Source organism: Pandoraea norimbergensis, from assembly GCF_001465545.3.
Taxonomy (GTDB): Bacteria; Pseudomonadota; Gammaproteobacteria; order Burkholderiales; family Burkholderiaceae; genus Pandoraea; species Pandoraea norimbergensis.
Genome location: NZ_CP013480.3, coordinates 516,528 through 534,834, shown reverse-complemented (window position 1 = coordinate 534,834; position 18,307 = coordinate 516,528). Strand labels below are relative to the sequence as shown.

Here is an 18,307-nt window from a genome sequence, read left to right as displayed (position 1 = left end):
TGACGCTGGGGCGCTAGCGGGTGGCCGCCGCCAACGGCGACGACGATGGAGACGAAATGCCCGGCGCGGCATCCGATCGCGGTGCGGTGGCGGGAACCGCGTGCGACGTCGGTGCCGATCGCGTCGTGGTCGATGGCGCCGGCACGCGGCCAGCCAGCCACTGAATCAGTTGCGTCTGCACCGCGTCGCTCGCGGCCGCCAGTGCGCGCGTGCCGCCTGCCGCATCGGCCGTAGCCGCAGGTGCTTGCGCACGCAGCGTCGTTTGCGCCAGCAGTTTCGGCCCGTCGAACAACGTCGCGCGAATCTGCACCACACCGTGGCTGGTCGACGCACTGTCGAAGTACTGCGCGAATTCGTCGAGTTCGACACGCAACGCAGGCGCCGCCGTCGGATCGCCTGCGGCCAGCACCGGCCGGTCGACCGCGAGCGCGACACGCAACCGGTCACCGAACAACCGGGCCGGTGACGCGAGCCAACGGCTGTTGGCGTAGACACGTGCCTGATCGCCATCGCTGGCCGGCAAGCGGTAATAGATCAGATCGGAGTCCAGCCAGTTCGGCGCGTTGACGACGACCTTGAGCGGCGAAAGGCGCGCGGCACCCGATGCACCCAATGCAGCGGCATTTGCCGTGTTGGCGATGTCGGGCGTCCCCGTGGAAGCCCCGGATGCCGCTGATGCCGCTGATGCCGATGCCGCCGCTGGCATCGTCGGCGGACCAAGATCGTAGCGAGCCAATGCGCCAGACGGTGTACTCGTTGCACACCCGGCCACGAGCGCTGCCGTCCCTGCGGCAATCAGCAGCGCGCGCAGAGCGCCGCGAATGGATTCAAACATGTCGGTATCCTTTTGCAATTCGGTCTCGCCTCTCATCGGCCCGCTCCGCTGGGCCACGCAAAGCCCGACTCACCCGGTCCGGGCGGCGGCGGCGACGTGCCGAAGAGCAGTGCACGCGGATTGCGATTGATCGTCTCAGCGGCTTGCCCCACGGCCTGCGTTGTCGTGCGCAGATCATCGGACAGCGTATTCAACCGTGGCAGCGCCTCTTGTTGCAGCGAGCCCTCGAAGGTCTGCGTCGTCGCCTGGAATGCGGCGAGACTCGACGCCGCCTGATCGGCCGCACGTCCCACGCTATCGAGATTACGCACCAGCGGGCCCTGCGGGTCGGTCAATTGACCGGCCAGCTTGTTCGCGCCGGCAAGCGTACCGTTGAGCTCACGCACGGTCTCGGGCAGTTGCTTGGTCACCGGTTCCAGTTGTTGCGCAACGCGATTCACACTCTGCGCGGCCATCTTCACACTGTTGACCGAGTCGATCACAGCCTGACGATTATCGGCAGACAGCAATTGATTGACCGACGAACTCGCCTGCTCAAGCTGACGCACGAGGGTGTTGCCGCGATTCTGCAATTCGTCGATAAAGCTCGGACGCAGGCGCAACTGCGCGACCTGAGTTTCCGAAGACGGCAGCAACGTGCGGTCACGGCCATCGTCGTCGAGTTGCACGAAAGCGAGCCCCGTCACGCCCTGATAACTCAGCGTGGCGTACGTCGACTTGGTCATCGGCGTGCCCTCGTTCACAAGAATGCGAATCAGGATCTGCCCCGGCGTGCGCGGATCGAACTTGATCGAATCGACCTTGCCCACGGCCAGACCGCGGTAGCGCACGGCAGACTCGGGATTCAGGCCGTTCACGTTTGTGCGGGAGACCAGGTCGTAAGGCACGCGTACACGATTGTCGCGATTGAACCAGTACACGGCCGCCGCGACCGCCGTCAGCAATACCAGCGTGAACAGGCCCGCCATGAAGGCGTGCGATTTATTTTCCATCGTCGAGTAACTCCGAAATCTTGTGACGCCGCGCAGCGGGCAAGGCCAGCAACGCGCGTCTGCCGCGCTCACCGAGGAAGAAGCTGTGAATGAAGGGGTGATCGACGCGCACCACGTCTTCGACAGGCGCATTGATGAGCACCTTGCGATCGGCCAGCACGGCCACTCGTGTCGCGAGCATCATCACCGTATCGAGATCGTGCGTGACCATCACCACGGTCAAGCCCAGTGAGCGGTGCAGGCCACGAATCATGTCGACGAATTCGTCCGACGCCTGCGGATCGAGCCCAGCCGTCGGCTCGTCGAGAAACAGCAACTCGGGCTCCAGTGCAATGGCGCGTGCGATACCTACGCGCTTGATCATCCCGCCCGATAACTCCGACGGCATCCGATTCGCCATGCGCCCGGACAAGCCGGCCATCTCGAGCTTGTACATCACCACATCGCGGATCAGATCTTCCGATAGCGTATGCAGTTCACGCAGCGGCTGCGCGATGTTGTCGAACACCGTCATCGCCGAGAACAGGGCACCACGCTGGAACAGCATGCCCGAACGACGGCGCAGCAAATGCGCCGTGCGCCGGTCGATCATCGTGATGTCGTGACCGAAGACACTGATATGACCGCTGGTCGGCGCTTCCAGCCCGATGATCTGGCGGATCAGCGTCGTTTTCCCCGACCCTGAACCACCCACCAGCGCGATGATCTCGCTTTGGCGCACGGTCAGATCGAGATGCTCGTGGATCGTGTGCGTGCCATAGCGCTTCGTGAGATCGCGCACTTCGATGACAGGCTCTGCATCGCCCGCCAATGTCGCAGCGACCGGCGGGCAGCCAGCCGCGCCGGGGCGTGCCACATCGGACAGTTCAGTCGTGCGGGCGCCCGGTGCCTTCGAGAGATCGTGGGTCGTGGACTCGCTCATCAGCCAATCCCCACGTTGCGGAACAGAATCGCGAACACTGCATCGGCCAGAATCACCACCGTGATCGATGTCACCACCGACTGTGTCGTGCCCTCGCCCAGACTCTGCGTATTCGGTTTGACGCGCATGCCGAAGTGACACGCAACCAGCGCGATCAGCATACCGAACACCACGCCCTTGCCAAGACCGATCCAGAGGTTGGCGATGCGCACAGCATTGGGCAGCGTCGTGAAGAAATAATGCAGGCCGATCCCGAGTTCGTACTTGGCGGCCAGCGCACCGCCGAGCAGCGCAACAACGTTCGTCCACATGACCAGCAACGGCATCGCAATCGCCAGTGCAATGACCTTGGGCAAGATGAGGCGAAGGCTGTGCGAGATGTCCATCACGCGCATCGCATCGAGTTCTTCGGTCACGCGCATGACGCCGAGTTGCGCCGTAATCGCCGAGCCCGAGCGCCCCGCCACCAGAATGGCCGAGAGCACCGGCCCCAACTCACGAATCACCGACAGGCCGAGAATGTTCACGATGAACGTGCTCGCGCCGTATAGCTTGAGTTGTTGCGCCGAGAGGTACGACAGCACGATACCGATCAGGAACGCCACCAGTGCCGTAATGCCCAGCGCCTTGGCGCCGGCGCTGTAGATATTGGCGGACATCTCAAGCCACGGGGCGCGCATCGGGTGCCGCACCACGCGTCCGAGGTCGATGACGAACCGGCCGAACATCGAAATTCCGCCGCGCAGGTGATCGCCGAGCGAAAACAGCGAATAACCGAGCCGGCTGACCGGATCGACGTAGCGCGTCGGCACGGGGCTCTGCCGCGTACGGTCGAACTCGGCAAGGTGGTCGAAAAGCGCGCGCTGCGTCGGCGTGAGCGCGATCTGCTTGGGGAAGCGGCGATTCCAGTACCGCCACAATGCCTGTGCCCCCACGTGATCGAGGCGCTCGACGCAGGTGAGATCCCATGCGAGTTCGCCACTGGGCAGCGCATGGACGAGTTGAAGCAACATCTTCTTGCGCTGTGAGAGCGCAAGCGCTGTCCACAGCCCGCGCAGCATCACCACCGGGCCTTGCGGCGAGGGGGACAGCTCCAGGGTGGGCACGGCATCGAGATTCAAAACTGGGGGTCTCCTGACAACAGGACCAAATAGAACCAAACAGGACCGGGCGGAATCCGGCAAAACGCGGTCATTGTACGGTACAGGCGCGACCGAACGATGGCAACCCGACGGCAGCCGAAAACGTGCCGGAATCGGCCGAGTTTCGACTCGGATGATGCCGAAAAATGCCCGTGGTTGCAGGGCACTGCGGCGCGGCGCAGGCCCCGCCGTTACAATAGCAGCCATGAATAAAGCCGCCATCCACGCCACCGACACTGCCAGCCGTCGCCTTGATCGGGACGGCGTACGAGCGCGCCTTGGCGCGGCCTGTCGCGACTGGCAAATCGAAGTGGTCGAGACCACCGGCTCGACCAATCTGGACCTGCTCTCACGCCTGCGCGAAGACGCCTCGTGCGCCCCGGTGGTGCGCGCCGCCATGGTCCAGACGGCCGGGCGCGGTCAGCGCGGGCGCGCATGGCAGAGCTTGCCCGGGGACAGCCTGACGTTCTCACTCGCCTATGTCTTGCCGGGCGGCCCCGCTGAATTGGCCGGTCTGTCGCTGGCGACAGGTGTCGCCGTTGTCGAGGGCTTGTCGGACTTGCCGTTGTCGGCGCCGCAGGCGCTCGGCCTGAAGTGGCCCAACGACGTACTGCTTCGCGGCGGCAAACTCGCCGGCATTCTGATTGAGACCGTGCCCGCCGGCCCGGGACGCATCGGTGTCGTCATCGGCATCGGCGTCAATCTGCGCCAGGCAGGCGACGTCGCCGCGCGCATCGATGGCGCCTCGGCCACGTCGGATGACAAGACCGGCGCCGCGTCTAGCAATTCGGCGGCTTCAACGGCCTTCCCTGCTGCCATCCCCGCCATTCCTGCCATCCCTGCAACACCTCCCGCAGCCCTCGAATCGATTCTCCCGGCCCCCGACATGACGTCGGTGCTTGCCGCGCTGATTCGGCGGCTGGCCGCCATGCTCGAGCGTTTCGGCGAACAGGGGTTTGGTGCTTTCCGTGAAGACTGGGAGGCCATGCACGCGTACAGCGGCGCATCGATTCGGGTCATCGAACACGGTCGCGACCTGCTGCACGGCGTTGCGCTCGGCGTCGATACCTACGGCCGCCTGCGCGTGGCAACCGATGACGGCGAACGCGCCATCGCCAGTGGCGAGGTCTCCGTGCGACTCATGAGCGCTTCTGCCAATGCCAATGCCAATACCGATACCGATACCGACGCATCGTCAGCCTCGCGAGGAAGCCGCCGATGAACGCATCGAAGACGGCCAAGGCCTCCGCGACGCCGATGGCGACGACAGCGAACACAGCGAATAAGGTGAATACGGCTGCGATGCAGACACCTTCGCCGACGCCCACAGGCACCTTGGCGAAGGCACCGTGGCTGCTGGTCGACGCCGGTAATAGCCGGATCAAGTGGGCGCTCGCGCCTGCGGAGCGTCCGGACGACTGGCGGGCGGCCTCGCCGGCGTTTCTCGCCAGCGGTGCCGTCGATCATGCGGAATGGCGCACGCTCGCCACGCAGATTCGCGCTGGCTGGTCGGCATTGGCGGGGGGCACATCGGGCCGCCCATCTGCCAGCCCTTCGGACGCCCCTCACTTCGCTCTCAACACGGCCCCGCTCGCCATCGGTCAGGGCGGGCAGGACGATGGCTTCATCTGCCCGGAACCCGCTGGCGTGTGGCTGACCAATGTCGCTGGCGACGCGGCCGAACAGGCCGTGCGCATGACACTGCAAACACTCTGGGGAATGGCGTCGTCAGACTGGCTACAGGTCTTGCACGCGAGCGAAACGCGCGCCGGGGTGCGAAATGGTTACGACACGCCGACGCAATTGGGTAGTGACCGCTGGGCCAGTCTGATCGGCGCGCACGCCGCGTGGCCGGGGGAACATCTGCTGATCGTCACGTTGGGCACGGCAACGACGGTCGAAGCCTTGCGCGCCGACGGCGACTATCTCGGCGGCCTGATTGCCCCGGGACCGGCGCTGATGCTGCGCTCGCTCGCACAGGGCACCGCCCAGTTGCCGACGCTGGACGCGACTATGCCGAGTGGTGGACAAGACTTCGCCCGCAACACGGCCGACGCGATTCTGCGCGGATGCCTTGCTGCGCAAGCCGGACTCGTCGAACGCAATCACGCGCAACTGCAAGCCCGACTCGGCGCCCCAGTACGGTGTGTGCTGTCGGGCGGCGCACGTCAGGCACTGGCGCAAACACTCACCCTGCCGTTCACCGATCACGATCAACTCGTGCCTGCGGGGTTGTACGAGGTCGCGATTCGCGCGGCGGCCGAGGCAGCGTTGCTCGCAGGTTCGGCGCATTCACCGGCCAATGTGACCCCACAAGATTCGCGCGAAAACCGACACGCGCCGGGAGGTGCCTGAGATGTTGCGTGCGCTGCTGCTGATCATGTTTTTGGCCGCCAACGCGGCACTGGCTGCCGTGCAATTCGGATGGCTGAAGTGGCGAGACATTCTGCCGGCCACGGGACGCGAGCCCACGCGTATTACGCAACAACTAGAGCCGGGGCGCATCCGCCTAGCGGGCGCGCAGATCAGCGGTGAGACGGTCGTCGCGGCCAAACCGGGCAATGCTGCTGGCGGGGCTGATGCTTCTGCAACGTCTGCGGCGAGCAACACCAATAAGAGCCGCGGTAACGACACGAGTGCGAGTGGGGGCGCAGGCGCCTCTGCCAGCGCCGCGTCAGCACCGTCAGCACCGTCAGCCCCCTCTGCCCCGTCTTCCGCCGATGTCGCGGCAAGTCAGGCGATCGCAGCCACAGCACCCGCAGCGGTCTCGGGAGATGCGGCAGCGGCATCACAGGCCGCAGCGGCAGCGGCCGCCTCTACGTGTCTGGACGTCGGCCCGTTCGCCGCAGACGACGCTCAGCAGGCGCGCGGCCTGTTGCTCGCGGCGCTGCCATCGGGTCAGGGGGACATACAGTCCGTTGCCGTGGACAAGCGCTACTGGGTACATCTGGATCCTGTGCCGAACAAGGCCGCGGTGGACAAGCAAGTCGCGCTGCTGCGTTCGGTGGGCGTGACCGAATATTCGCTGCTCAACGGCGACGGATCGAATCTCGTCGTCTCGCTCGGCTTGTTCAACGATCGCGAGCGCGCGGTACGACTGATGGCGATGGCGCAGAAGAAGGGAATCACGCCGCAACTGAGCGAGCGGCCGAATGCGAAGAGCCGGATCGTCTACCGGATTGGCGGCATCAACGCGAATGCGGCCGCGCAGATTCGCGGCGTGGTGACACAGCAGTGGTCCGCGCAACTGGTCAAAGCGTGTCCGGCACCCGCAGGCAGCCCGCCTACGGGCACGCACTGAGCGTAACTCGCTGGACTCGCGGGTGCCTCAACCCACGCGCTTGAGCTGCACCACCGGACGCACAACGCCCGTCTGGATACCGCGCGCGTTCTTGATGGTCGGCTCGACCCACGGCGCAAGGCCGGTGTTTTCCGGCGTATCGACCAGCCCAAGCGCCTTGAGCACCGCGACCGCTGCGGTGTAAAGCGCACGCATGTTGCCATCAACCACCTTGATGGCAATGCCCAGACCGGCTGAGCGCACACCGATGGTCTGCACGCCATCCGCGCCGATCTTCGCGACCCAGTCACCCGGTGCCATCTGCATGAATGCCAGATCGTTGCGGGCCGTGCCCGACACCATCTGCGGTTGCTGCGTCATCGCCGCGAACAACGTCGACAACGCCGCATCGTCGCTTGCAGACAACTTGGCGTAGGCTGCGGCCAACTTCTCAAGCGGCAACGCGTAGTTCGGTGCAGAGCAGCCGTCGATGCCCAGCGGCAACGCGTCGCCCGACACACCGACCACATCGCCCACACGCGCCCGAATCGCCTTCTGCAACGGGTGTGCAGGATCGAGATACGTCTCCAGCGGCAAGCCATGCTGCGCGCAATACGCCAGAAACCCGGCATGCTTGCCGGAACAGTTGTGATGCAACGCCGTCGGCTTCAGATCGGCCGGCGCTCGCTTGCCCGTGGCGGAATAGAACGTCGGCGTGTGGCAGCCACATTGCAGATGGTGTTCATCGCAACCGGCCTTGTCGAGCAGGCTTTTGACACCTTCAACGTGGAACGCCTCGCCCGAGTGACTCGCGCACAGCAACGCCAGCTCGGACTGCGTCAACCCGAAATGCGCCACGCCATCACCTTCCACGAACGGCAGCGCCTGAAACGGCTTGAGCGTCGAACGGGAGAAGGTGAGAAACGACGGATCGCCTGCCGCGTAGCGCAACTGGCCCGTCGCATCGACCACGGCGACGGCGCCGTAGTGAACGCATTCGACCGTATCGATGCCGTTCGCGCCGCGCGTGACTTCTACCAGCGGTGCCAAACTCATGATTGCCGAACCTTCTTGAGCAGTGCCGTCGTCGAGCGTTGATGTTCGAACGGAATGGCCACCGCCTTGCCGCCCCAGCCGCGCACGAGCGCCGATTCGGGCAGCTTGTCCATGTCGTAGTCGCCGCCCTTGACGAGAATGTCGGGGCGCACGGCGGCGATCAGGGCTTCAGGCGTCGATTCACCGAACGTCACCACATAGTCGACGCTTTGCAACGCCGCGAGCAGCGCCGCGCGGTCGTTTTCGTTGTTGATGGGGCGGTCGTCGCCCTTGCCGAGGGTGCGCACGGACACGTCGGTATTGACGGCAACGATCAGGCAGGCACCCAGAGCCCGCGCTTGCGCGAGATAGGTGACGTGACCACGATGCAGGATGTCGAACACGCCGTTGGTGAATACCAGCGGACGCGGCAGTCGGGGGGCGAGTGCCACGAGGGCATCACGCGTGAGGACTTTGGCCTCGAAATCGGGAGCTTGAGCGAGTTGCATGACTGTCTGTCAAAAGTGAACGCGGTATTGTCCCACGACGGCCCGCAGGCAACAAAAAAGGGGCCGAAGCCCCTTTTTTTGCGCAATGCCGAAGATTACGACGGTGTCGCAACCGCCGGTGCTGCCGGCGTCGCCACTGCCGCCAGACGCGAAGTGATTTCCTTGCGATAGCGGTTCAGGTCCGTTGCCGTCGCAAACGTGCGCTCGAACAGCAGCGACATGTTGTGCAAAATGCGCTCGACGACCTTCTTTTCCCAGCTGTCGTCGAACTTGATCTGTTCGTCGAGCCAGTGCTCAAGCCATTCCGGTTCCGGCAGGCGCGATTGCACCGTGTCGTTCGGGAACAGGTCTTTGTTCACGTGGAGGTTGGTCGGGTGCAACGGCTTTTCGGTGCGGCGCGCCGAAGCCATCAGCACGCCGATCTTGGCGAACGCGGCACGTGCGTTATCGCCAAAGCTCGTCAGTGCCTTCTTCATGTAGCGCAGGTACGCGCCGCCATGACGGGCTTCGTCACGCGAGATGATTTCGTAGATGGCCTTGATCACCGGCTCGGTGTGCCATTCGGCAGCACGGCGATACCAGTGGTTCAGGCGAATTTCGCCGCAGAAGTGCAGCATCAGCGTTTCGAGCGGCGGTGCCGGGTCGAACGGGAAGCGCACGGCGTGCAGCTCGGCTTCGCTCGGCACGAGGTCCGGGCGGAAACGACGCAGGTATTCCATGAGCACCAGCGAGTGCTTCTGCTCTTCGAAGAACCACACGCTCATGAAGGCGGAGAAATCGCTATCGTCGCGATTGTCGCGCAGGAACATCTCGGTAGCCGGCAGCGCCGCCCATTCCGTGATGGCATTCATCTTGATGGTGCGCGCCTGATCGTCGGTGAGTTGGCTCGCGTCGAACTTGTCCCACGGAATGTCCTTTTCCATGTTCCAACGCACTGCTTCCAGCGACTTGTACAGTTCGGGATACAGCATTTCGTTCATTTCAATTACCCCCAAGGTCGCGAGACCTTACACCAGGACTCAAGATAGTATTGTGAAAGTTTACGCCGAATTTCAACAGACAAAACGGTGACCGCGATACGAACGGCCCCCGCCGTCCGGCTTCACGTCTTGAACCCCTGCCGTCGCTGAAGGACGGCGATGAAGCGCCTGTAACTTGGCCGCGTCCTGGCGATATGGCTAGAGCGACCCTACTAAAATATGGGCAAACTCTTGAATCATAACATAAAAGCCTTTCAAAACCGTACGCGCGGCGCCTCACGTGACGGTAATGCGGCGTAATTTTGACGACGGTCAAAATGTCACGCACAGCCCCTAAGATCAAGGGGCAGAGGGCGTCCGGCACGTCACATTGCCAACCTACCGGCAAGGCCGGCGGTCCACTGCAAACGGCGGGCAAAAAGAAGCCGATGCCTACCGCGATGCGTCAGGGTTTGTCCTTGTGCGATGGGGCTCAGCAGCGCACGCCGCATGGTCTAGGCTGAAAGCAGTCGTTCCGTGCTTGTGATCCCGAACGGGGAGCGGTGACTGCGGCGTCTGACGACGCGGCCCCCGACGGCGAAGAGGACACTCGGTCGCATTCACGCAACATGCTTTACCGGCCGGCGTATCGAGCGAACGACTCGCACGCTGCCGACGGGCCCACCAACTCGACTGGATCCTTGGACCGGAAAGGAGCCGAGCATGGCAACTCGTCCTGCTTTGGCAGTGTGGCTGCGCGCCGCATGCCTCTTCGCCGTAGCGTCCGCCGCTGCGGCAGCCCCGAGCGCCCACGCGTTCGATGCCGTGCAACTGGCCTCGCAAGAAGTGCCGGCAGCGCATCTGGTCGGTCACGGCTCGTTCACCCGCATGGGTTTTCATCTTTACGACGCCGAACTCTTTTCGGTCGCAGATCGCGTCAGCGCGAACTGGGGCACGCATCCCTTGGTGCTCGACCTGCGCTACGCCCGCAGCTTCAAGTCGCATACGCTGGTGCAGCGCACGCTCATCGAAATGACGAAGCTGCAAATGGCGACGGAAGCCGAGCGCCAGCGTTGGGCCGATGAGCTCGCGCGCATCCTCCCCGATGTGTCGGAAGGACAACACCTGACGGGTGTCTACCGACCGGGCGACGGCACACGGTTCTTCTCGGACGGGAAGCCGATCGGTCAAATCACCGGCGACGCCTTCGGACGTGCCTTTTTCGCGATCTGGCTCGACCCGCGCACGAGTGCGCCGGACCTCCGGGCGGAACTGATCAGCGACGCGCACTGACCTGTATCGACGCGCGATGGCGCGCATTGCCGCGTTCCGGTGCACGTCAGGGGCCGCCGAGCACTGTCGCATCCGCGCCACGCCAACGCACCGGCGCGGTGCGCGCGACAACCCCGGCTGGTAAGTTATGGCAAGGCTCCCCTGCGCTATGCGCGCCGCTGGCGCACCCCACGCGAGACCGTGCCATGGACATCGATCATGCTGCTGCGCTCACCCGCCTGACGCGTTACATCGAAACTCTCACGCGGCAAAGCGTCGTCAACCTCGGCGAGTTCTACACGCCGACGGTCTATTTCAAGAGTCCGCTGCATGAAGTGCGCAGCGCAGCAGAACTTGCCGCGCTTTTCGATCGCCTGTTCGAACGCGTCGATGTCCCCCGCTTCGAAATCACCGCGACGCTCCTCCAACACAATCAGGCGCTCCTCGTCTGGAATCTTCACTTTCACGCCAAACGCTGGATCGATGACGAACAGGTAATTCACGGGGCCTCTCATTTGCGACTCGCCGTGGATGGGCGCATCGCCTATCAACGCGACTACTGGGACGCCACCGAAGATATCTACGCGAAACTGCCCGTCATGGGACGGTTGCTCGCGTGGCTGCGACAACGGCTGCTGCCCTGACATTCCCCCGCCAGGCCTCACTTCGGCCGTCCTCCTGCGCCACGGTCCACGCCGCAGAACACCTCCCCCCAGAACAGACCCAAGACCCTCCCCGCTGCTCAGACAGTGTTCAACTCGCCTCGGGGAGGGCCTTGGGTCTGTTCCCGCTTTTGCCCAAACTACCTCGGGTCGCTCTCCTCGTCCGCAACATGGGCAGTTTTCTGCAATACACGCCCCCCCACCCCCCGCCTACATTCGGAACCTCTACGCTCTCGCTCAAGGTCCCCGATGACACTCTTCTACTCCATGGCCGCCTTCGCGCTCGCCGCCTCCATTACCCCCGGGCCCGTCAACGTGGTGGCACTCGGCTCAGGCGCCCGCTTCGGCCTTTTGCCCAGCCTGCGCCATGTGACCGGCGCTACCGTCGGGTTCATCATCCTGCTCGTCGGTGTGGGGTTTGGTGTGTACGAACTGCTGCAACGCATGCCCGCTTTGATGCACGCCATCCAATGGTTCGGCGTCGCCTTTTTGCTCTACATGGCCTACAAGCTCGCGCGCGATGACGGCGAACTGGGAGACGCCAACCCCCAACGCGGCCCCACGATGCTCCACGGCGCGATCATGCAATGGCTTAACCCCAAAGCATGGCTCGCCTCATTGGCGGGCATGGGGGCGTACACCGCCGGTGAACCCACCCGCATCTGGCAGTTCGCCGCGATCTACTTCGTCGTGTGCTGGCTTTCCGTCGGATGCTGGGCCGTCGCCGGTGCCGTGCTCCGACAACATATGCGCGACGCTCGCCGCGTACGACGCCTCAATCGCGTCATGGCCGCACTGCTCGCCGCCAGCGCGGTGTATCTGGTGGCAAGCTGATCGCTTGAAGGGGGTGAAGCAGGAAGGGGGATCGCGTTATTCGGCGATATGCGGGGAATAAGTGGGCGATAAGTGGGCGATAAGCGAGGAATAAGCAGGCGACAAGTCTCGCTATGCAGCGCGACGTGCCTCTGACGCCCGGTAGTGCCCCGGCGTCGTCGCCAGCAGTTGCTTGAAAGCGCGCTGGAAATGCGCCTGATCGGCAAAGCCCGCATCGAGCGCAACCTCCGCAATCGCATGCCCGCGACGCAGCCGGGCCCGCGCATATTGAATGCGCTGATTCATCACAAACGCATGCGGCGTGAGCCCGTATTGCGCCCGAAATGCGCGCGTCAGATATGACGCCGACAACCCCGCCGCCTCGCAGATTCGCGCGAGCGTCAACGCCTCACGGCAATGCGCCCGGATGAAATCGGCCGCTTCGCGCAATTTGCGCGGATCGTCCCGCATCGCCCGTGGCGCCGGGTTCAACCGCTCATGCGCATCGACAAAAAACTGTTGCACGACGCTTTCACGCGCCAGTTGCTCGCTCGCGGGATCGCTGCAAACGTCGTAAAGCCGATTTAATCCGGTGTACAGCGTGGTGTCGGTCGACGACAGCGGATCGAACAGATGCAGATCCTGCCCGTCGCCGAAGCCCAGCTCGCGCTGCAATGCACCCAGCCACGCGGTGTCCACAAACAACATGCGGTACGCCCACGCTTCATCCCCCACCGGGTTGCAGGCATGCACGGCGTCGGGGTTCATCACGACGACACTGCCCTCGCCCACGGTCTCTCGTGCGCGCCCATTGAGATACGTACTGCGCCCGCCCGTCACCACACCGATCGAGAACGTTTCGTGGCTATGCAACGCATAGCAGACACGCCGCCCGTCGAGCACTTCGCGGGCCTCAATGAACGGCAACGCCGGATCGCGCCAGAACGTCGACGGATACGGACAAGGAACGGTAGCTCGGGACATAGATGTCGTCAGTTCAGTGAAGCCTTCATGCGGCGTCGCCGCCCACGGCAGGTTGATCAGCATCAGCGGACGTGGGCGACATCGATGCCATCGATGAGTTAGCCGACATATCGACGCCGCCCACGGCCCCCGCTTCCACGCTGTCGAGCGGGCTCGTGCCGTCGGCTTCGGCCACCAGCCACGCCGCAATGGCGTCGCGCTGCGCGTAAGCATCGGCCTCGCCCAAGGCGATCAACTCCTGCGTGTACGAAGACTCGAACAACAGATAACTTGCGAACGCCGCGCCACGCGCCTCATCCGCGCCAATCGCGCCCAGCATGGTGCGCACGGCGCGCGGCAATTGTTGCAGATGCCGCGACGCAATCGGCTCCAGCCGCTGACTCGGCGAAATCACCAGCGTCTCTATCGGCCGCCAGCCGCTCGATTCGCGCTGCGCCGCCGGCACGTGCCGCAGCACGTTGTTGATGTGTTGCAGACGTTCGAGGTCGGCGGACAACCCGTCGATGAACACGCTCGCGAGCGCCTGACCACCGATCTGCGCGAGACTCGGATAACCGGCGATGCGCTCGCCACTGCTGTCGAGACCATATTGCCCATGCGCCGCACCGATGATCAGGATGCGCGTGGCCCCCAGATGAATCGGCGGACTGAGCGGTGCGATCTGACGCATCGAGCCATCCCCGAAATACTCGGGCTGACCATCGAGGTCGAGTTCGATCGCGGGAAAGAGAAACGGAATCGCACTCGATGCCAGCAAGTGTTCGACGGTCAGCGGTACGGCACGCGCGAGCCGCAGCGAGCGCTTCCAAGGCTGGATCGGCTCACCGCTCTGGTAGAACGTGACGTGCTTGCCCGACGAATACGACAACGCGGTCACCGACAACGCCGATAACGCGCCACTGGCAAAGACTTCAGGCAACCGTTCGAGACGGATCGCGTTGCGCAGCATCTCGGCAAGTGGCGACCAATCGAACAACGAGCGCGGCGAACGGCGCAGCGCCCAACCCAGCGACAGCGCAGCGAGCCAACGGGCACCGGTGCCTGCCATGCCGAGTGAGTCGGCACGAAACACCTGCCCCGCGTGGAACTGGCGCCACACGGCGTCGAGTTTCATCACGCCATGCTGGAAGTCGTCGGCATGCGAGGCCAACGCCGCCGCGTTGATCGCGCCGGCGGAGGTGCCACAGACAATCGGAAAAGGGATCGCGCGTCGCGACGGCAACACTTCGCGCTGGATGGCGGCAATCGCCGCGAGCACACCCACCTGATACGCGGCACGCGCGCCGCCCCCCATCAAGACGAGTCCGGTACGTTCGCCTGAAATCATGGGGTGCCTCCCTGTTGTTGTTATCCCGCCCGGCCGTGGGTGTCTGTCCAACGCCACTTACGCTGCCTAAGCTGCCTAAGCGGTCTAAGCGGTCTAAGCGGTCTCACCAAGCCCACGGTGTGGTTTTGCCAGCACGTTTCGCCGGTGCCTTGACGGCGTTCTTAGCCGACGTCTTGGCCTCGGCCGACTTCACCGCCGGCGGTACTTTGCCCGGCGCTTTACTGGTCTTGGCGGAGGGCGCAGCCTTCGCCGCCTTCGCTGACTTAGCCGGTGCCTTGGTCGAGGTCTTCGCGCCGCCAGCGGATGCGGTCTGCTTCGATGGCTTGCGTGCGGCTGTCTTGCTTGCCGCCGTCTTGCTCGCGGTCTTTCCAGCGGCAGGTGCCGTTCGACCCGAGGCAGCCTTGGCCGCATCAGTGGCGGCCTGCGTCGCGGCCTTTGTTGCCGCTTGCGTCGCCTGCGTCGCGCTGGCTGCCGCTTCGGACATCTGGGCGGCGGCCGCTTCCGTCATATGCGTGGCCGATACGCCCGCCGCTTGCGCTGCCGCAGCGATCTGGTCGAACTGCGCACGCATGGCGTTGAACCACATCGATGGGTCGAGGGCGCCGTAGGCGTTGCTCGCCTGCGCAAACGGCGATTCGGCGCCCACTGCACTCTGCCCGCCCTGCTGCGACTCGTTGGCCGTCTCAGCCGCCTCCGGTTCCGGTTCGGGCTCCGGTTCGGGTTCCGGCGCAGGGGCATGCGCCTGCGATTCGACGTCTTGTGCCGGTTCCGAGCCAGCAAACGGGGAACGCCAGAAGTTGCCACCGGCTTGTGCGAATTGCGAGAAAGCCGACGCGGCCTGCTCGGCGCCCGCCGCCCCAGCAGCCGCCGGCGAGAAGCCCGCCGGCTCACCCGACGGCGCGGCGCCGAATCCGCCATTGCCAAACGCCCGCAGCGTGGCATAGGTGGCGCGCTGCACTTCGAAGGCCTGAATCGTCGAGCGCAGCACGTTCAGGTTGAGCGTGAGCCATTGTTCGACGGCGCGCATTTCGGCAATCCGGTTTTCGATCTCGTTCGGATCGAGCAGCGGCGCGGCACTCTGCATCAGCTGCGTGAGCGGCGACGTAAAGGTCGCGGGCGGACTGAACGCCTCCCACATCTTCTTGAGAATGTCGAAGCCGTTGGGCATGGCACTCGTCGAATCGCTCATCTTGATCTCCGGTCACGGTCGGCGGCAGAACCACTTGCACCGCGCTGTCAGGGTCATGAAGCAGGTAAATCCGGCAGGCAGACGGCCCGCCCGCGCATTTACCGCGTGTTGTTATGGATCATACGCCGAGCCTGCGTGAATCGTATGTCAGACGAGGGCTGCCGCACCGCGTTCCGGCCCGGCAATTCTTACGGCAGATATCGCTCGGCCGCCCGCCGTCATCAACCCTCAGAACGGTGCATCGCCGCTGTAATCAGGCGCACGGCGCTCACGCAGGGACGCAATACCCTCACGCACATCGGGCCCGGCAAAGCCCATGAATTCCAGCGCAAGTGACGCATCGAACGACGGCCCAGCGCTGCGCAACCAGTTGTTGAGCGCGTACTTGGTCCAGCGAATCGCCGTGGTCGAACCGCGCGCGAGCTTGTCGGCCACTTCGAACGCCTTGGGCAACAGATCGGCTTCGTCCACGGTCAGCGATACCAGCCCGATGCGCTCGGCTTCTTCGCCCGATACGGGCTCGCACAGCAACAGGTAGTACTTCGCCTTCGCCATGCCGCACAGCAGCGGCCAGACGATCGCCGCATGGTCCCCCGCCGCCACGCCAAGACGCGTGTGACCGTCGATGATGCGCGCAGTCTTCGCCGCAATCGAGATGTCCGCCAGCAGTCCGGCCACCAGCCCCGCGCCCACGGCCGGGCCGTGCATCGCCGAGACGATGGGCTTGCTGCAGTTGATCACGTTGTAGACGAGATCGCGGGCCTCGCGCCACACGCGGGCACGCACGTCGAAGTTGTCGGCCATGTCTTCGACGAGCGACAGGTCGCCACCGCCCGAAAAGCCCTTGCCCTCACCGCGAATCACCACGGCGCGCGTATCAGGGTCACGATCGATATCACGCCACACGTCGGCCAGTTCGCGATGCATGTGATGGTCGGCGGTCGACAGGCCGCTCTTGTTCGCGCCCGCGCCCATGATGACTTCGAGCACGCCGTTCGGATGCCGCTTGAATTGCAGCGACGAATAGTGTTGATAGGGGTCTTGCGACATGGTCTACCGCTCCAAAAAAAACATCCCCGCACAGGCGGGGATTGGAAAAACGACGGCATCGGGCGAACCCGGCACCGCCGACGGTCATCAATGCTTTTCAGGTCAGCGCGCCGGTCACTGGGCCAGCAGCCACTTGCCGTTTTCGATCTTGACCATCACACGGGCGCGCTGGTCGAGCCCCAGGTGATCGGTCGTGCTCATGTTGATCACGCCATTCGTGACATGCACTTCCTTGCTCTGTTCGAGCGCGTCGCGCAGTGCCTTGCGGAATTCCGGCGTGCCCGGCTTGGCCTTTTGCACAGCGATCGGAATCGCGCGTTGCAGCAGAATGCCAGCATCCCATGCATACGAACCGAACGCCGCCACGGTGCCCGCACCGTACTTGGCTTCGTACTTCTTGATGTAGTCGAGCGCGACCGTCTTGGCCGGGTGATCGGCCGGCAGTTGCGAAGCCACCAGCACCGGGCTGGCCGGCAGGTACGTGTTGTTGCAATCCTTGCCGCAAACGCGCAGGAAGTCGTTATTGCCCACGCCGTGGTTGTGGTACACGAGGCCCTTATAGCCGCGCTCGGCCAGTGCCTTCGGCGGCAATGCGGCCGGGGTACCGGCAGCGCCCACGACGACGGCATCGGGGTTGGCGGCCATGATCTTCAGGATCTGACCGGTCACGCTCGGGTCGGTACGCGCAAAACGCTCGTTGGCGACCATCTTGATCTTTTGCAGCGCGGCGAACTTGGCAACTTCGTCATAGAACGCTTCGCCCAGCGCGTCGCCCTGACCGATGAAGGCCATCGTCTTCACGCCATGCCGGCTCGCATGCTCGGCAATGGCGGAGGCCATCTGCGCGTCGGTCTGCGGCGTCTTGAACATCCAGTAGCGCTTGGCATCGACCGGTTCGATGATGCGCGCGGACGAGGCGAGCGAGATCGTGGGCGTGGTGCCGCTGGCGATCACGTCGAGCATGGCCAGCGTGTTCGGGGTGATCGACGAGCCGATGATGGCGTCGACGTGGTTCTCGGAAATGAGCTTCTTGGTGTTCTGGACGGCGGTCGTGGTGTCCGAGGCGTCGTCGAGAATGATGTAGTCGACCTTCTGGCCGCCGATTTCGGTCGGCAGCATGGTGATGGTGTTGCGCGCGGGAATGCCGAGCGAGGCGGCCGGGCCGGTGAGCGAAATGCTCACGCCGATCTTCACCTGAGCGGCGGCACCACCGGCCAACGCCAGCAACATCGCGCCCAGCAGTGCAGTGCGCACGGGGTTTCGCATGAAAAGTCTCCAATCCAATTCTGGTCGAGCCCGCGCTGTGTTGTTTTCTTGCGCAAAGGCCCGGGACGGA

General features: G+C 64.2%; 18 protein-coding genes. 6 read left to right on the top strand and 12 right to left on the bottom strand.

Annotated elements, in window-relative coordinates; translation table 11 throughout:
* Positions 1-13 precede the first annotated feature (13 nt).
* The 4 genes from AT302_RS02375 to AT302_RS02360 are packed head-to-tail and all read right to left on the bottom strand — an operon-like array spanning position 14 to position 3,870.
* A complete protein-coding gene (locus AT302_RS02375) occupies positions 14-835 on the bottom strand; it encodes an ABC-type transport auxiliary lipoprotein family protein (protein ID WP_157125660.1) in 822 nt (273 codons plus the stop codon).
* Between the two features lie 32 nt (positions 836-867).
* Positions 868-1,827: an MlaD family protein gene (locus AT302_RS02370; protein WP_058377042.1), complete on the bottom strand. Its 960-nt coding sequence runs from the start codon at positions 1,825-1,827 to the stop codon at positions 868-870.
* Complete coding sequence (locus AT302_RS02365; protein WP_237172046.1) at positions 1,817-2,749, bottom strand: ABC transporter ATP-binding protein; 933 nt, start codon at positions 2,747-2,749, stop codon at positions 1,817-1,819. The genes AT302_RS02370 and AT302_RS02365 overlap by 11 nt, the downstream gene beginning before the upstream one ends.
* Positions 2,749-3,870, bottom strand: a complete 1,122-nt coding sequence (locus tag AT302_RS02360; RefSeq protein ID WP_058377041.1) for an MlaE family ABC transporter permease — start codon at positions 3,868-3,870, stop codon at positions 2,749-2,751. The genes AT302_RS02365 and AT302_RS02360 overlap by 1 nt, the downstream gene beginning before the upstream one ends.
* A 226-nt stretch (positions 3,871-4,096) precedes the next feature.
* Between AT302_RS02360 and AT302_RS02355 the strand changes: the two genes are divergently transcribed.
* The 3 genes from AT302_RS02355 to AT302_RS02345 all read left to right on the top strand — a co-directional run bounded on the left by AT302_RS02355 (position 4,097) and on the right by AT302_RS02345 (position 7,192).
* On the top strand, positions 4,097-5,113 hold the full coding sequence (locus AT302_RS02355; RefSeq protein WP_058377040.1) for a biotin--[acetyl-CoA-carboxylase] ligase: 1,017 nt from the start codon (positions 4,097-4,099) through the stop codon (positions 5,111-5,113).
* Positions 5,114-5,193: 80 nt separating this feature from the next.
* Positions 5,194-6,246, top strand: coding sequence for a type III pantothenate kinase (locus AT302_RS02350; RefSeq protein WP_084656509.1), 1,053 nt, complete (start codon positions 5,194-5,196; stop codon positions 6,244-6,246).
* A complete protein-coding gene (locus AT302_RS02345) occupies positions 6,239-7,192 on the top strand; it encodes a hypothetical protein (RefSeq protein ID WP_157125659.1) in 954 nt (317 codons plus the stop codon). The genes AT302_RS02350 and AT302_RS02345 overlap by 8 nt, the downstream gene beginning before the upstream one ends.
* A gap of 27 nt (positions 7,193-7,219) precedes the next feature.
* Here AT302_RS02345 and AT302_RS02340 read toward each other — a convergent pair whose 3' ends face one another.
* The 3 genes from AT302_RS02340 to AT302_RS02330 all read right to left on the bottom strand — a co-directional run bounded on the left by AT302_RS02340 (position 7,220) and on the right by AT302_RS02330 (position 9,695).
* The gene (locus AT302_RS02340) at positions 7,220-8,227 is read right to left on the bottom strand and encodes an asparaginase (protein ID WP_058377037.1); all 1,008 of its coding nucleotides are present in this window, start codon (positions 8,225-8,227) and stop codon (positions 7,220-7,222) included.
* Positions 8,224-8,715, bottom strand: coding sequence for a D-glycero-beta-D-manno-heptose 1-phosphate adenylyltransferase (rfaE2, locus tag AT302_RS02335; protein ID WP_058377036.1), 492 nt, complete (start codon positions 8,713-8,715; stop codon positions 8,224-8,226). Before rfaE2 ends, AT302_RS02340 begins: the two co-directional genes overlap by 4 nt.
* A gap of 95 nt (positions 8,716-8,810) precedes the next feature.
* Positions 8,811-9,695 (bottom strand): ferritin family protein, encoded by an 885-nt coding sequence (locus AT302_RS02330; protein WP_058377035.1) that lies wholly within the window; start codon positions 9,693-9,695, stop codon positions 8,811-8,813.
* A gap of 702 nt (positions 9,696-10,397) precedes the next feature.
* Between AT302_RS02330 and AT302_RS02325 the strand changes: the two genes are divergently transcribed.
* From AT302_RS02325 to AT302_RS02315, 3 genes are all read left to right on the top strand, one after another.
* Positions 10,398-10,967 (top strand): chalcone isomerase family protein, encoded by a 570-nt coding sequence (locus AT302_RS02325; protein ID WP_084655983.1) that lies wholly within the window; start codon positions 10,398-10,400, stop codon positions 10,965-10,967.
* A gap of 185 nt (positions 10,968-11,152) precedes the next feature.
* Entirely contained in the window at positions 11,153-11,590 is a 438-nt protein-coding gene (locus tag AT302_RS02320; protein WP_058377033.1) for a nuclear transport factor 2 family protein, read from the top strand.
* A 267-nt stretch (positions 11,591-11,857) separates the two neighbouring features.
* Positions 11,858-12,442, top strand: coding sequence for a LysE family translocator (locus tag AT302_RS02315; protein ID WP_058377032.1), 585 nt, complete (start codon positions 11,858-11,860; stop codon positions 12,440-12,442).
* 111 nt (positions 12,443-12,553) lie between these two features.
* On the opposite strand, the gene AT302_RS02310 is transcribed toward AT302_RS02315, so the two are convergent.
* The 5 genes from AT302_RS02310 to AT302_RS02290 form a co-directional block, all read right to left on the bottom strand.
* Complete coding sequence (locus tag AT302_RS02310; protein WP_058380041.1) at positions 12,554-13,405, bottom strand: AraC family transcriptional regulator; 852 nt, start codon at positions 13,403-13,405, stop codon at positions 12,554-12,556.
* A 25-nt stretch (positions 13,406-13,430) separates the two neighbouring features.
* Complete coding sequence (locus AT302_RS02305; RefSeq protein WP_058377031.1) at positions 13,431-14,732, bottom strand: patatin-like phospholipase family protein; 1,302 nt, start codon at positions 14,730-14,732, stop codon at positions 13,431-13,433.
* Between the two features lie 103 nt (positions 14,733-14,835).
* A complete protein-coding gene (locus tag AT302_RS02300) occupies positions 14,836-15,921 on the bottom strand; it encodes a PhaM family polyhydroxyalkanoate granule multifunctional regulatory protein (RefSeq protein ID WP_058377030.1) in 1,086 nt (361 codons plus the stop codon).
* A 228-nt stretch (positions 15,922-16,149) separates the two neighbouring features.
* Positions 16,150-16,971, bottom strand: coding sequence for an enoyl-CoA hydratase/isomerase family protein (locus AT302_RS02295; protein ID WP_058377029.1), 822 nt, complete (start codon positions 16,969-16,971; stop codon positions 16,150-16,152).
* A gap of 114 nt (positions 16,972-17,085) precedes the next feature.
* Positions 17,086-18,237 carry an ABC transporter substrate-binding protein gene (locus AT302_RS02290; protein WP_058377028.1) on the bottom strand — a complete coding sequence of 384 codons (1,152 nt, stop codon included), beginning with the start codon at positions 18,235-18,237 and terminating at the stop codon, positions 17,086-17,088.
* Between the last annotated feature and the right edge of the window lie 70 nt (positions 18,238-18,307).

Bases quoted from the DNA above. Each gene is read 5' to 3' on its own strand.
- AT302_RS02290 (WP_058377028.1), bottom strand. From the start codon at position 18,237: ATGCGAAACCCCGTGCGCACTGCACTGCTGGGCGCGATGTTGCTGGCG.
- AT302_RS02340 (WP_058377037.1), bottom strand. From the start codon at position 8,227: ATGAGTTTGGCACCGCTGGTAGAAGTCACGCGCGGCGCGAACGGCATC.
- AT302_RS02355 (WP_058377040.1), top strand. From the start codon at position 4,097: ATGAATAAAGCCGCCATCCACGCCACCGACACTGCCAGCCGTCGCCTT.
- AT302_RS02305 (WP_058377031.1), bottom strand. From the start codon at position 14,732: ATGATTTCAGGCGAACGTACCGGACTCGTCTTGATGGGGGGCGGCGCG.
- AT302_RS02370 (WP_058377042.1), bottom strand. From the start codon at position 1,827: ATGGAAAATAAATCGCACGCCTTCATGGCGGGCCTGTTCACGCTGGTA.
- AT302_RS02365 (WP_237172046.1), bottom strand. From the start codon at position 2,749: ATGAGCGAGTCCACGACCCACGATCTCTCGAAGGCACCGGGCGCCCGC.
- AT302_RS02330 (WP_058377035.1), bottom strand. From the start codon at position 9,695: ATGAACGAAATGCTGTATCCCGAACTGTACAAGTCGCTGGAAGCAGTG.
- AT302_RS02350 (WP_084656509.1), top strand. From the start codon at position 5,194: ATGCAGACACCTTCGCCGACGCCCACAGGCACCTTGGCGAAGGCACCG.
- AT302_RS02375 (WP_157125660.1), bottom strand. From the start codon at position 835: ATGTTTGAATCCATTCGCGGCGCTCTGCGCGCGCTGCTGATTGCCGCA.
- AT302_RS02325 (WP_084655983.1), top strand. From the start codon at position 10,398: ATGGCAACTCGTCCTGCTTTGGCAGTGTGGCTGCGCGCCGCATGCCTC.
- AT302_RS02300 (WP_058377030.1), bottom strand. From the start codon at position 15,921: ATGAGCGATTCGACGAGTGCCATGCCCAACGGCTTCGACATTCTCAAG.
- AT302_RS02295 (WP_058377029.1), bottom strand. From the start codon at position 16,971: ATGTCGCAAGACCCCTATCAACACTATTCGTCGCTGCAATTCAAGCGG.
- AT302_RS02320 (WP_058377033.1), top strand. From the start codon at position 11,153: ATGGACATCGATCATGCTGCTGCGCTCACCCGCCTGACGCGTTACATC.
- AT302_RS02310 (WP_058380041.1), bottom strand. From the start codon at position 13,405: ATGTCCCGAGCTACCGTTCCTTGTCCGTATCCGTCGACGTTCTGGCGC.
- rfaE2 (WP_058377036.1), bottom strand. From the start codon at position 8,715: ATGCAACTCGCTCAAGCTCCCGATTTCGAGGCCAAAGTCCTCACGCGT.
- AT302_RS02315 (WP_058377032.1), top strand. From the start codon at position 11,858: ATGACACTCTTCTACTCCATGGCCGCCTTCGCGCTCGCCGCCTCCATT.